The sequence below is a fragment of the Clostridium sp. CM039 genome (assembly GCF_055081075.1).
Genome location: NZ_CM143649.1, coordinates 857,246 through 869,573 on the forward strand (window position 1 = coordinate 857,246; position 12,328 = coordinate 869,573).

Here is a 12,328-nt window from a genome sequence, read left to right on the forward strand (position 1 = left end):
TTTTTTTATATTCTATATAGAATTAAGAAACTTTACTGCTTCATCCATTGCTACTCTGGAACATTTTCTTTTATAAAAATTCAAAAATGCATGTTTTGCTTCAGGATACTCCTGTTTACTTAGCATTAATAACTTATAATTCACCTTATATTTACTTAATTCTTTAGCAAGTTCAACCGATTGAGGATGTATAATATCTACTTCACCTGTACATATAAAAGCTGGAGGGAATTTTTTGTTTATGTAAAATATTGGCGAAGTCAACTTGACTCTTTTTTTATATAAATCTAAATCCTTACCTAAAAAACTTTCATTTTGTATTTTTATAATCGGGGAGTTAAGCTTATCTAAATTGCTTTTATATAAATATTAGGCTATGTTTAATCATAGTGTTGATAATATGCCAATTTTAAAGGAATCCATTTTAGGATTCCTTTAATCAATATTTTACAAATTCACGAATTGTTGTTTTTCAAGTTTATCAATTAAATACCCTAATAAACCACCGAAAATCAATGTCATTACCATAGTCCAAATTGCTCCTGTTAAATTAGATTCTATTACAAAAATAGTTGAGGGGATAAATATAAGTATAGAAATAATAATTCCTTTTATAACTCCATGGAATCCCAACTTTGTTGTTGAAATAAAGAAGCCCACTATAACCCAAGTCAAGAAAGTTGATATATTAGCATCCCAAGCTACCTTTTGCAATATCATCGGTAAAACATTTATAATTCCTACAATAGTGCCTAAAATAATACCCAAATATGTTTTATTAAAAATTTTCATAAACAACTACTCCTTTCAATTTATTAAATCATTATGTCTTTATTATATTATACAATAATTAAGTATATATTTCAAATATTTAACATTATTGCATATAAATCGCTTCCCTAATTTTAAAATCCTTTAACTTTGTATCAGAATGAGATGTATGTGATTGAACTAATAAATGTTTGCTTTTTTCAGTATCCTTCTCTGTTTTAAAGAACTCTAACCACTTAAACCAGTACATGTAATTAGCAAGATATTTTGTTGCAACACTATGAAACTGATACATCCACTCTTTTAATTTGCTATGGAACGCATTAATATGCTGTATATGATATATGCCTTCCTTGCGCTTACCACGTTTAATCTGTTGTAGTTCAACATTTTAATTTTGAGCAAATTTAATATACCTCTTATGTGAATCAGTACACAGAATAGATTCATCCTCAATTCTGTCTTTAAAAAGCCTTTCTAAGTCTGTGTGCTTTATTCTAGCCTTACAAATTAGTTCTGTTATAATATTTCCAGTTCTATCAATAGCACAAAGAACACAAATTTGTTCTTTGAAAACTCCTCTTTTTCGCTTTTCATCTTTACTACCTCTATTACCCTCAACCCCTCGCATATGAGCTTTTCGGGGCATGATAAAAGTCGTGCTTTTCTTGTGGTTACCTTTAAACGATTCTCTAAAAAAAGTTTCGTCCACTTCAATTACACCACCGACATTACCCACACCCATGTAGACTCTGATAGCATCTAAAAATTATGTCTCCAAAAGAATGATGTAGGTATGCTTATTCCAACTAGCTCTGCACATTTTCTTATAGAATAACCATTTACCATACATTTAGAATATAGTATCCATTTCTAAACGAACTTTTCCTATGTTTTATTATTAATTTCTGCTATATAAGTAATTGCGCCACATTTTTCTTCTTCCTCAAACATACAAATATCCTCTTCTTTGAATTCCACATTTGAATATATATAATCCTGCACTGCAATTTCTTTTGCATCCTTATTTGTAGTTTTTCTTAAAACTACATCATGTTCTATTGTATTTTGTTTTAATTTAGTTCTTAAAAACATCTCATATTCAGAGTTATCAAAGCTGGCACCTGTGGATTTAATAAACTCCTGTCCAGAACTAGAATTATTATCACTTAAAGAATATACTTTTCTTATTTGCTTGCAATTCATTTGATAATAGATGAATGAATAATTCTTCAAAAGCAGCGGCGCTTGCAACCATACAAATTATATACATCAGCACATCTGATTGGGAAAAAGCAAGTGATAGTGGGAATGTAAATAGCACAAGCCCTGTAATTTTATTCCCATAAGTATGAAGTATCCCAAATGTTTTATACTTTATAAACACCACTATCATTGACACTACTCTAACTATTCCGATGATAACTACCCAAACAATGATTTGAACTGTTGGATTTATAATTGAATTAATAATTGGATATAGCACAAGTGTCAGTATCACAACCATTATCAAATCTGCAACAGAGTCAAGTTTTTCACCCAATTTACTTGCGGTATCTGTTTTTCTTGCTATATATCCATCAAAAACATCACTAATTCCACAAACGAGATAGATTGCGAAGAACACTATACTTAATGGTTTTGCCACAAGCAATGTAATGGAAAAAAATATTCTCGCAATTGATATATAATTTGCTATTGGCTTCACTTCATCACCTCTTAAAATATAAATTAGCTTTGCTTCCTATAAGAATATAAGTTTGACATACCCCCGTTATTCTTTAAGAATTCTTGCAGTTGTTTATGACGAACTTTATGAAAATTATAAAGTAATATGAGACCATTAAAAGCAATTTAGGAAAAAAAACAGTTACCTATTTCAATTAAATTGAATTTATGGTAACCGTTTTTTCTTAATGGGACTTTTGCACAAATTGCGAGCCCTACCCCTAATATAAACAAACTTACTTTTTGTTATTTTCAGTTGTGGTAAAAGAATCGAATACAATTTTAGAAGCTTGAGCAATTAGTTTGTCATCATGTTTAGCCTCTTTTGTATCGTGAGTTGACAATATTGCAATAATTATAGGTTTTTTGTTTGGGGGCATTACTATGGCAATATCATTTCTTGTTCCGTAAGAACCACTTCCGCTTTTGTCAGCAACTACCCAGCCCTCTGGTGTTCCTGCACGAATTAGTGTATTACCTGTTGCATTACATGTCATCCAATCAATAAGAATTTTTTTCTTATCGTCTGTTAATATATCTCCAGTTGTGTATGCTTGTAAATCAGTTGCCAATTGTCTTGGTGTGCTAGTGTCCCTAATATCTTCAGGTATGGCTTCGTTTAGATCTGGTTCTATACGTGTAGGTTGCGTAACGTTATCCCCTAATTGATTAAGTGCTGATTTAAAACCATTAGGTCCACCTATATGATCAAATAAAAGATTTGCAGCTGTATTATCACTAAAACGTAATGCTGCATTGCAAATTTCTTCAATGGTCATGCCTTTATCAACGTTATCTTTTGTAATTGGAGCATAAGAGAGAACATCTTCTTTGTTATATTTAACTACTTGTTTAAGCTGCTCTAATGAATCTTGTTTTAAAACAGCACCAGCGGCTAAAGCTTTGAATGTAGAACAGTAAGCAAACCTATCATCAGCACGATATACGACTTCTTTATTCGCCTCTGTATCAAAAGCATATACACCAAGTTTAACACCATAATCACTTTCAAGTTGTGAAAATGCCGAATTATATTGTGTGTCAGACTTCGTGTTTACAGGTGTCTGAGTTGCTACCTTTCCACAGCTAGTAAGAGAAAAGATCATAAGCGGCATAAGTATAGCAACTTTAAACTTATTTACCTTGAATTTTGAATTTACTAATTTTTTCATATAAATTCTCCTTGTTATTTAATCGATCTGTTAAGTTATTTTTTCATAACTACTTAACAAAATATATTTAATAATATCATATAAACAATAACGTGTACATCCGACATACGTGGTGAATTCAGTCGCTTGTTAGCAAATTGCATCATTTATTATAATGCCAGCATATTAATCTCTATGGTCGATATGAGTTTAATAAAAACCCTGAGCTTATCAACATGGATGTAATCATTAAGGAGTTATCTCAGTTTCAGGTATTACCTGACTAGTAATTTGCTTATTTCCCATTTTTGGGGGGATGGGCAAAAATACCCAACTTACAGGTGCAGTGCAAAGTGAAAAGCAAAACTCAGAGCTTAAATTAAATGCATCCGAGCTTCTTCTATAAATTCCTACTTATATTTTTCTATCATACAAACACATTTTGACTTCATTTGAATATATATAATAGGGTAACATAATAATTTTTGGAGGAACAATATGAATCAAATGTACAATATGGAAGAACCTATGATGCCGTGGAGGATGGCACCTGCACCTATGCCTAATATGCCAAACATGCCCAATATGCCCAATATTCCTATGCCCATTATGCCTATATCTAACAGTACTATGCCTATGACTATGCCTGAGCATATGCAAATGATGCACATGCATATCATGATGCAAATGTATATAACTATACAAATGAATACTATGAAAATGATGGATAAAATGAATAAGATTGAGAATATGGATAAGAAATAAATGCAGGAAAAATTAATAAGTATGTAGTAGTTAAAATTAGAAAAGCATGAGTCTTAAACTATACTTATGCTTTTCTAATTTTTGTTAACAGCCTAAACCCAATTAATTACAATAAATTGAACTACTATATTACGTAATAAAAAAGAAGCCAATTTTTAAGCTTCTTATTATTCCATATTTATTTTATTATTTTTCTTAATAATTCTTTTTCCTTAATAAAAAATTCTTCTTCTGTTATAATTCGTTCATCTAATAATTCTTTATATTTCATAATTTCATCTGTTACACTTTGTTGTTCCATTAAACTTTCCATAGGTTGTTTAATAAGCATCTTGCACCTCATAACCCTTTCTTTTCCCTTTAAAGTATAATCTTAATAATTTATTTTGCTATCGATTTAAATAATACTGTCTGTTCTTTAATACCTTTCTCAGCTGCAAATCTTTCAATACTTGATGCACCAAAGAAACCATCTATCCCTTCTGTTCTTTCAATTACGTATGTAGCATCTTCTGGTTCTGCAATCGGTCCACCGTGACAAATTACCATAATATCTGGATTAACTTCTCTACCCGCTTTAATAATAGCTTCAATCTTCTTAACACAATCATCTAATGTAAGAGCTGTTTTTGCTCCAATTGTACCTTTGGTAGTCAAACCCATATGTGCGACTAAGATATCTGCTCCTGCTGCTGCCATAGCTTTTGCTTGATCTGGATTAAATACATAAGGAGTCGTAAGCATGTCTAATTCATGTGCTGTTCTAATCATTTCTACTTCTAATCCATATCCCATACCTGTTTCCTCTAAATTTTGTCTGAATACGCCATCAATTAAACCTACTGTTGGGAAATTTTGAACTCCATTAAACCCTTGATCCTTTAGTTGTTTTAAATATATTTCCATAACTCTAAAAGGATCAGTACCACATACCCCTGCTAAAACGGGTGTATGTTTTACAACAGGTAATACTTCTGAACCCATCTCAACCACAATTTGATTTGCATCACCATAAGATAATAATCCTGCAAGTGATCCGCGGCCTGCCATTCTATATCTTCCAGAATTATATATAATTAGCATATCAGCTCCACCAGCTTCGCTGCTTTTAGCAGTAATACCTGTACCCGCTCCTACTCCTAATAGTATCTTTCCATTTTTAACTTCATCCTTAAACTTTATAATAATTTCTTTTCTCGTCATTTTATTCATTTCCAAATCCTCCTTAAATAGTTTGAATTTTGGTCACTAGTTTTTCAATTTTGGGATTATTACCTAAAATCCCTATTACTACGCTAATATATCCGAACATTATAGCCTATTTACTCATTAAATCTATTAATTTTTGTGCTGCTGCTTCTGCAAATACTGCATTGTTAATCTCACAATCCATTTCAATTACTTCTACAATGTTTTTATTCACACCATTTCTTAAGGTGTCAAATAGCATCTTATCTTCTTCTACACCATAGAACTCTTGACCTTCTACATCAATGCCCGATATGCCTCTAAGTGGTAAAAATAAAGCAGTTCTCTCTTTTGCCATATTTAATTTCTCAACAAGCTTTTTCCCGATTGCTTCATTTTCTGCTACATTTGTTCTCATAAGTGTCACTGTCGGATTGTGCTTGTAAAAATTACGTCCCTCAAACTTTTTTGGTACTGTATCGTATGTCCCAAAGTTGCACATATCAAGTGCCCCTACTGACACAACTTGTGGAACATGATTTTTACTTGCGGCTTCTAAACGATGTGCCCCTGCATTCAAAACTCCACCGATAACTTCATCTGCCCACTCTGTTGTTGTAAGATCTAAAACTCCTTCAATAAATCCAGCCTCAATAAGTGCTTCCATCGACTGTCCACCTATACCTGTTGCATGGAACACAAGCACTTCATATCCTCTATCCTCAAGATATTTTCTGGCTGCCGTTACACATGGAGTTGTTACCCCAAACATAGTTGCAGCAATCAATCTTTTTTTCTCTACTACTTTTATGTTTTCAAATTTAACCATACCTGCGATTGCAAATGCTGCATTTGCAAAAATCTTAGTTGAAATTGAATTAAGCCCTGAAACATCTACTACAGATGGCATCATAACAATATCACTTGTTCCTACATATGGAGCAGTATTTCCCGATGCTACTGTAGATACCATAACTTTTGGAACCCCAATAGGAAGTGCCCTCATAGCTGGTGTTACTAGTGAAGTTCCTCCAGTACCTCCAAGGGATATGATTCCACTAAATTTACCTTCTTTATATAATTTAGGTACTAATTTTTCCATACCTTTTGATAATATTTCCGTTGCTAATGCTCTGTCCTTTTTATCAACGAGAGTTTTAATGTCTACGCCTTCTGCCTCTGCTACTTTATTGTTTGATACATCAGGTTTAAATGTTGGCTTAAACACGCCTGTGTGAATCGTAAGAGTACTTATCCCCAAACTTTCAATCAATTCTTTTACATATAAATACTCATCACCTTTAGTATCAAATGTTCCTGCAATTGCAATTGTTTTCAATTTTTAACCCCCTATACAACTCTAAATTAATCATACTGCCATAGCTTCTTACCGTAAACGCTTTTATGTCTTATGTTTTTGTGCTTATGTATTATTTTTAGCTTTATATTGTTTGGGAGACAATCCCTTGTACTTTTTAAACATTTTGCTAAATTGTGAATAATCATGATAACCAACTAATGATGCTAACTCTGATAACTGGATATTTTCTCTTTCTAAAATTTCTACTGCTTTATTTATACGGAATTTAACTATATACTGTGGAAAACTGCAACCAATTTTCTTTTTGAATAGACTGCTTAAATAACTCCTAGATACATGCGCTACTGTAGCTAAATCTAAAAACGAAATATCATTCATATAATTTTCAGAAACGTATTCCTGCACAAATCCAACATAATCATAGTGTTTTGAAACTCCATCCAACATCTTAATCATTAAATCTTCTTCATTCAGCTGCCCTGCTATTTTGAAGGCTTTTGTTATATTTGTAATCGCCTTTTCTGATGGAATCCTCTCAAATGCAGACCCACCTATATATCCCATTAAGCTTTTATTACTACTATACATATACTGAATATCAATTGGTGTCTTTACAGGGCCACCATAAACCAACTTAATTACTTCTGGCTTTAATTCATTACATTTATTAAATATCTTGTCCACTTTAACCTTTGCAGCTTCCAGAGAGAATACTTTTTTTGCCCCTAATAACCCGCCTCCCGTTAATCCTAAATGTGCACAAATTATATCAGCTCCAGCATCAATCATCTGAGCTGTTTGTACCTCGTCAAACACAAATGCAACTGTAAACATATCTTTTTCATGGGCTATTCTTATTGCTTGTACTTCAATTAGATAATGCTGTCCATTGTCTTTAAGAGCCTCGCTAAATTGACCGTCAATTAGTCCAACTGTCGGGTAATTATTAATACCAGAAAAACCCATGCCCCTTATTTCATCTATGTAACTATTTATGTTTTTTGTAGGGTCTGTTGCATTAAGGCCAAAAATAATAGGTATGTCAGTTACCAAAGGCATTATTTCTTTAGAAGCAAAGTCCATTACCATATCATTGCTATTACAAAACGGTAAAAAACCTGCTAGTGAGCCCCTCCCCATTTGGCGAAACCTACCTGAATTTAACATCAAAAGAAAATCAGCCCCACCCTGTTTGGCATACGTTGCTGTTATTCCTGCACCTGCAGCTACCCCAATAATATGATTACCCATTTTTATTTGTAATTTTAAATTTTCTAGTATTTTTTCTCTTTTCATGCTTTCTAAGCCCCTTATTTTATTCATAATTCATTTCTTTGCTCATATTTTCTCTTCCAATATAATCCTCGCAGTCCTCAACCTTATTCTATCTTCATTATACTGCAAATTTTATCATTTTATCTTTATTTTACCTAAAATATCTTTTTTTACTTTTATCCATATTTAACGACATTTCAAAAGGTGATGATTTAACTAAAATTCTTCCCTCTAAATCACTTTGCTATCTTTTCTTATTATGGCATATATATTTTTTTTATTAGCATCAAACATCACACCACATTTCAAGTTTCTTACTCATTTGCCTAAATTGAAAATTAAGCCTAGATAAAACACCCTGGTCATAATCCACCATGTTGAAAGAATAATTCCCCTTCATTATTTCATCTACCTCTAAAGAAAAGCTATCTAGTTTCCGAACAAAATATTTTATTATGTACCACAAAAAAGCGATGCCAATCACAGCTATTACTGTAAACTTCTTATATTTACAGCTATAGTATTTGGATCTATAAAATCCCCATCAATATTCCACAATTCATTTAAAAGCTGCTCCTTTGCTAGAAATTGCTTAGGATTAATAATTAAATATTTGAATAATTTCAGTTCTGTATTACTTAAAAATATCTCCTCTTGATTTTTTTATATCTTCATGTCCTTAAGAGAAAAAAATATACCTTGAGACATAATCTTTTCTTCTCCTTTTTTCACACAATTCTTTCTAATGAGAGCATTACCTCAAGGTGATAAAAATTGAAAATATTATTAGCATATATTAGCTAATGTAATATCTTTGAGAACAATATTAAAATAACACGAGTATATTTAATATTCCCCTGGATTTATCGTTATTTTAATAATATTTTCTTAACGTGGTAAATTTACGCTTAGCGGTTACTACACCTTTTTCAGTAAGAATGGAAACAGATGATATAGAAAAACTCATAGAATTCATTCAAGAAAAGGGTAAGAGTAGTAAAGAGTTTAATCCTAGCGGTGAAGTAAAGCATTTTGATCAAGAAATGTAACTTTAGATACTAGATTAAGTATAATATATTCACTTGAATTTAGAATCAATTCTATTATATTTGTCATATTATGAACTAAAGATGCAGTTATATATTTGAAATTATATCTTTCAAAGAGCTGGATCTGTATACAAACTACTATATTTCTTTCAATATTGATCAAAAATAAATAAACAGGAGTGATAAGAAAATGAGTGTTAGACATTATGTGCTTGTTGCCACTGATGGGTTTATAGAACTTCCTACTTCTCCAGACCTACCGCCAGTAGGAACTGAGCGTAGAAAAGTGTATGTATTTGGTTTTGTTGGTGGGCTGTTAAGTGTTAATGGTAAAGTAGTAAATGAAGACCTTGATTGGACAAAGCCCTCTAATTGGCCAAAATTTAAAGACTTGATAGGAACTGCTACCATACCTTCACCAATGATCTGGGGGGAAATGGGCGATAGAGTTTATATAACCTTGATAAATTTAGGCATGCCTACCGCAGGTATTATGGATAATCACACTGTGCATATGCACGGTGCCCATGTAGCGACTCAGCTGGATGGCTTCCCGGAATCATCCTTTGGAGTTCCTATGTGGATGGATTTTGATAAAGCCCCATCCGTGGCAACTTATCTTTTTGATACGGAACATCCCGGAACCTATATGTATCACTGTCATGTTGAGGCATCTGAGCATGTTCAGATGGGTATGTACGGAGCCCTGGTTGTCTATCCGTCCATGAAAAGTCTTAAATTGGTAGGTATAAGTAAATTATGTAATGGCGGCTGGGTATACAAAGGAAAACTACAACACCATATTTCTAAAACTGCTACAAATAGAAATTTTGCATACAATGATATACGTTCTTATTTTGACAAGGAATATATCATGTTACTTTCTGATATAGATACCAGATGGCATGATAGTGTTCAAACCGGTGGTAATTTTAATCCTGTGGATTTTAAACCTGACTTTTGGCTTGTAAATGGTCGTGCCTTCCCGGACACCTTACTTCCACATCCCTTAACTCCTTCTCCAGGCAGTAATAAAGATGTATCTCAGATTAACTACGAATCCTATGTGCATGTGAAAACAGGAGAAATGTTCCTGCTTAGAATGATTAATATGGGCTATCAGGTCGTACCATGGCATATACACGGATGGCATTTTGCAGTAATAGGTAAGGATGCTAATCCAAGCCCATTCTTAAAGATGTCTGAAACACTAGTTTTACAAGGACATGAGGGCCTTGAAAGAGGCTTTACAGCTACAATAGGTTCAGGAGAAACGTTTGACCTATTGATAGAAGCCGAAGATAAACGTCCACAATATAGAAACTATATTGTAAATGGACAAGATTGTATACCCTCTTTGTGTAAGCAAATGCATGAAATAAAGAATATAGACCCAAACGCAATAGCTAATATTCCAACTGAACCAGTCAACATCAATAATATAAATACAGTCAATTATGTAGATATCTGCGATGAACCTTCAGCTGTTAATGACAACTTTTTCCCTCAATTTTATCCTATGCACAATCATGATGATTATAAAGTTACTAACAATGGAGTGTATCCAGGAGGACAATTGACCTACATTCAAACTGATGCTCCTGAGTCAAAGCGTGAAAAAAAGCATAATCACGTTACTTGTCCTGAAGATGGGTGTGATCCTTGGTGTGAAAAAGAAAATTAGTATAAATGTAGTTGAGGTAAGGCCTTTCTGTAAAAGGCAGTGACTTCTTATTTATACTCCTTCATAGCAAAAGCACCATAAAATCCATTCCTGAATAATACGGTGTTTTCATGCTCTGCTGTGTTTTTTAATGTAATACAAAAGTTGAACTGATCCCTATAAAATAGACAGTGGAAATAATAAAAACTAATCAAGCGGCCTGACCCCTAAATTTCAAAGGGCTAAGGCCGTTTAATCTTTTTGTAAACGCTTGGTATTGTAGAATATAATATATTCATCAATTGCATTAGACAGATCTTCATATGTATTATATTTGTGTAAATAGTACTCTTCACACTTGAGAGGTAACACCAGTAATTGTAACCTCTCTATTTTTTTCTTATTATCAGCAAACAACAAATGTGCACTATATTACGAGATAATTCAATTAAAATAAAATTACACTAAGCTTTTTTTAATCTCTAATAAATAATTTTTTCTTATAACAAGGAAATATATAATTTGGACAATCAACATAATTCCTATGACCTGTAATGCTGGTACAGTAATCTCAAATCCAAAAGCAGATTTTAATGAACTCATTGCAAAGAAAAAATGTACAACAGCAATTATATATGGGAGTAGAAATAATACCCCTATCTCAATATTTAATACCTTCTTTATTTCACTATAAGTTAATCCTATTTTATTCAATTGTTTATACTTCTTTTTATCCTCTATAAGATCCATGTAACACTTGTTGTATAAGAAACTTGCGGTTGTTACAAAGAATATAAGTCCTATAAATATTGCACTAAACAAAATCACCCCATAGACTATTTTAGTTCTTTCCAATATATAAGCTTTTAGGAAGTTATTATAAAATTTATCACCTTTATCATCGCAAAACTTATAATAATAATTATTACCTATACTTAATGTATCCTTGTAATTATTTACATTAAGTGCTCCAAAGTAGCACTTAGACCCCTTCATTTTTTCATATACATCATCTTTAACCACATATACCTTTTCATAAATTGCTGGGATTACTCCTTCATCACCTCTACTAACAACCTTTAATTCCTTATTTTCTAAAGTAACATTTTCTCTTTCATCTTTTGCTAAAGCTTCGACTATTCTGGTCTCATTTTCTTTTAAAATAATAGTGTTTAAAGATAGTTCCACTGCTAATTTATTATAAATATCTTCTTTAATTATAGTTACTTCATCTTTACCACCATCAGGTATAACAAACTTCATTTCGCCATTAACCTTAGTATAATCTATCTCTTCATTTTTCAATGAATCTTCTATAAAATCGACTTTATAATCAACTTTAGTTTTATTATTATAAGTATCAACACAGAAAAATGCTTGTGGAGAAATTTTATTTACCTCCGCCTCTTTATCTCTC

17 protein-coding genes are annotated in these 12,328 nt (G+C 32.2%); 2 read left to right on the forward strand and 15 right to left on the reverse strand.

Features of this window, described 5'->3' with window-relative positions:
- Positions 1–12: 12 nt before the first annotated feature.
- From ACWJJ2_RS04040 to bla, 7 genes are all read right to left on the reverse strand, one after another.
- Positions 13–330, reverse strand: coding sequence for an alpha/beta hydrolase (locus ACWJJ2_RS04040; RefSeq protein WP_462954310.1), 318 nt, complete (start codon positions 328–330; stop codon positions 13–15).
- 117 nt (positions 331–447) lie between these two features.
- Positions 448–792, reverse strand: a complete 345-nt coding sequence (locus ACWJJ2_RS04045) for a hypothetical protein (protein ID WP_220287148.1) — start codon at positions 790–792, stop codon at positions 448–450.
- Positions 793–877: 85 nt separating this feature from the next.
- Positions 878–1,066 carry a hypothetical protein gene (locus ACWJJ2_RS04050; RefSeq protein WP_258280684.1) on the reverse strand — a complete coding sequence of 63 codons (189 nt, stop codon included), beginning with the start codon at positions 1,064–1,066 and terminating at the stop codon, positions 878–880.
- A 96-nt stretch (positions 1,067–1,162) separates the two neighbouring features.
- Complete coding sequence (locus ACWJJ2_RS04055) at positions 1,163–1,510, reverse strand: hypothetical protein (RefSeq protein WP_462953875.1); 348 nt, start codon at positions 1,508–1,510, stop codon at positions 1,163–1,165.
- A gap of 149 nt (positions 1,511–1,659) precedes the next feature.
- Positions 1,660–1,977, reverse strand: a complete 318-nt coding sequence (locus ACWJJ2_RS04060; protein ID WP_462953876.1) for a hypothetical protein — start codon at positions 1,975–1,977, stop codon at positions 1,660–1,662.
- Positions 1,937–2,479, reverse strand: coding sequence for a CDP-alcohol phosphatidyltransferase family protein (locus ACWJJ2_RS04065; protein ID WP_462953877.1), 543 nt, complete (start codon positions 2,477–2,479; stop codon positions 1,937–1,939). The genes ACWJJ2_RS04060 and ACWJJ2_RS04065 overlap by 41 nt, the downstream gene beginning before the upstream one ends.
- Before the next feature lie 256 nt (positions 2,480–2,735).
- The gene (bla, locus tag ACWJJ2_RS04070) at positions 2,736–3,671 is read right to left on the reverse strand and encodes a class A beta-lactamase (RefSeq protein ID WP_462953878.1); all 936 of its coding nucleotides are present in this window, start codon (positions 3,669–3,671) and stop codon (positions 2,736–2,738) included.
- Between the two features lie 477 nt (positions 3,672–4,148).
- Here bla and ACWJJ2_RS04075 point away from each other — a divergent pair, with 477 nt between their 5' ends.
- The gene (locus tag ACWJJ2_RS04075; protein ID WP_216304005.1) at positions 4,149–4,415 is read left to right on the forward strand and encodes a hypothetical protein; all 267 of its coding nucleotides are present in this window, start codon (positions 4,149–4,151) and stop codon (positions 4,413–4,415) included.
- A gap of 178 nt (positions 4,416–4,593) precedes the next feature.
- Here ACWJJ2_RS04075 and ACWJJ2_RS04080 read toward each other — a convergent pair whose 3' ends face one another.
- The 6 genes from ACWJJ2_RS04080 to ACWJJ2_RS04105 all read right to left on the reverse strand — a co-directional run bounded on the left by ACWJJ2_RS04080 (position 4,594) and on the right by ACWJJ2_RS04105 (position 8,847).
- Entirely contained in the window at positions 4,594–4,746 is a 153-nt protein-coding gene (locus ACWJJ2_RS04080; protein ID WP_216304030.1) for a hypothetical protein, read from the reverse strand.
- A gap of 50 nt (positions 4,747–4,796) precedes the next feature.
- Positions 4,797–5,627: a phosphoenolpyruvate hydrolase family protein gene (locus ACWJJ2_RS04085; protein ID WP_216304004.1), complete on the reverse strand. Its 831-nt coding sequence runs from the start codon at positions 5,625–5,627 to the stop codon at positions 4,797–4,799.
- Positions 5,628–5,733: 106 nt separating this feature from the next.
- Entirely contained in the window at positions 5,734–6,942 is a 1,209-nt protein-coding gene (locus tag ACWJJ2_RS04090) for a Tm-1-like ATP-binding domain-containing protein (protein WP_462953879.1), read from the reverse strand.
- An 84-nt stretch (positions 6,943–7,026) separates the two neighbouring features.
- The gene (locus ACWJJ2_RS04095) at positions 7,027–8,220 is read right to left on the reverse strand and encodes a phosphoenolpyruvate hydrolase family protein (RefSeq protein WP_216304002.1); all 1,194 of its coding nucleotides are present in this window, start codon (positions 8,218–8,220) and stop codon (positions 7,027–7,029) included.
- A 265-nt stretch (positions 8,221–8,485) separates the two neighbouring features.
- Complete coding sequence (locus tag ACWJJ2_RS04100) at positions 8,486–8,665, reverse strand: hypothetical protein (RefSeq protein ID WP_258280686.1); 180 nt, start codon at positions 8,663–8,665, stop codon at positions 8,486–8,488.
- A 23-nt stretch (positions 8,666–8,688) separates the two neighbouring features.
- Positions 8,689–8,847, reverse strand: a complete 159-nt coding sequence (locus ACWJJ2_RS04105; protein WP_216304028.1) for a winged helix-turn-helix domain-containing protein — start codon at positions 8,845–8,847, stop codon at positions 8,689–8,691.
- A 591-nt stretch (positions 8,848–9,438) separates the two neighbouring features.
- Here ACWJJ2_RS04105 and ACWJJ2_RS04110 point away from each other — a divergent pair.
- On the forward strand, positions 9,439–10,932 hold the full coding sequence (locus tag ACWJJ2_RS04110; RefSeq protein ID WP_216303999.1) for a multicopper oxidase domain-containing protein: 1,494 nt from the start codon (positions 9,439–9,441) through the stop codon (positions 10,930–10,932).
- Between the two features lie 231 nt (positions 10,933–11,163).
- Here the strand turns inward: ACWJJ2_RS04110 and ACWJJ2_RS04115 are convergent, their stop codons facing one another.
- On the reverse strand, positions 11,164–11,283 hold the full coding sequence (locus ACWJJ2_RS04115) for an IS3 family transposase (protein ID WP_216303998.1): 120 nt from the start codon (positions 11,281–11,283) through the stop codon (positions 11,164–11,166).
- Positions 11,284–11,370: 87 nt separating this feature from the next.
- Positions 11,371–12,216, reverse strand: a complete 846-nt coding sequence (locus ACWJJ2_RS04120) for a hypothetical protein (protein WP_216303997.1) — start codon at positions 12,214–12,216, stop codon at positions 11,371–11,373.
- Between the last annotated feature and the right edge of the window lie 112 nt (positions 12,217–12,328).

What these genes read in the sequence shown, in the direction of transcription:
- ACWJJ2_RS04085 (WP_216304004.1), bottom strand. Translation starts at nt 5,627, where the DNA reads ATGAATAAAATGACGAGAAAAGAAATTATTATAAAGTTTAAGGATGAA.
- ACWJJ2_RS04080 (WP_216304030.1), bottom strand. Translation starts at nt 4,746, where the DNA reads ATGCTTATTAAACAACCTATGGAAAGTTTAATGGAACAACAAAGTGTA.
- ACWJJ2_RS04050 (WP_258280684.1), bottom strand. Translation starts at nt 1,066, where the DNA reads ATGTATCAGTTTCATAGTGTTGCAACAAAATATCTTGCTAATTACATG.
- ACWJJ2_RS04095 (WP_216304002.1), bottom strand. Translation starts at nt 8,220, where the DNA reads ATGAAAAGAGAAAAAATACTAGAAAATTTAAAATTACAAATAAAAATG.
- ACWJJ2_RS04060 (WP_462953876.1), bottom strand. Translation starts at nt 1,977, where the DNA reads ATGAATTGCAAGCAAATAAGAAAAGTATATTCTTTAAGTGATAATAAT.
- ACWJJ2_RS04075 (WP_216304005.1), top strand. Translation starts at nt 4,149, where the DNA reads ATGAATCAAATGTACAATATGGAAGAACCTATGATGCCGTGGAGGATG.
- ACWJJ2_RS04110 (WP_216303999.1), top strand. Translation starts at nt 9,439, where the DNA reads ATGAGTGTTAGACATTATGTGCTTGTTGCCACTGATGGGTTTATAGAA.
- bla (WP_462953878.1), bottom strand. Translation starts at nt 3,671, where the DNA reads ATGAAAAAATTAGTAAATTCAAAATTCAAGGTAAATAAGTTTAAAGTT.
- ACWJJ2_RS04045 (WP_220287148.1), bottom strand. Translation starts at nt 792, where the DNA reads ATGAAAATTTTTAATAAAACATATTTGGGTATTATTTTAGGCACTATT.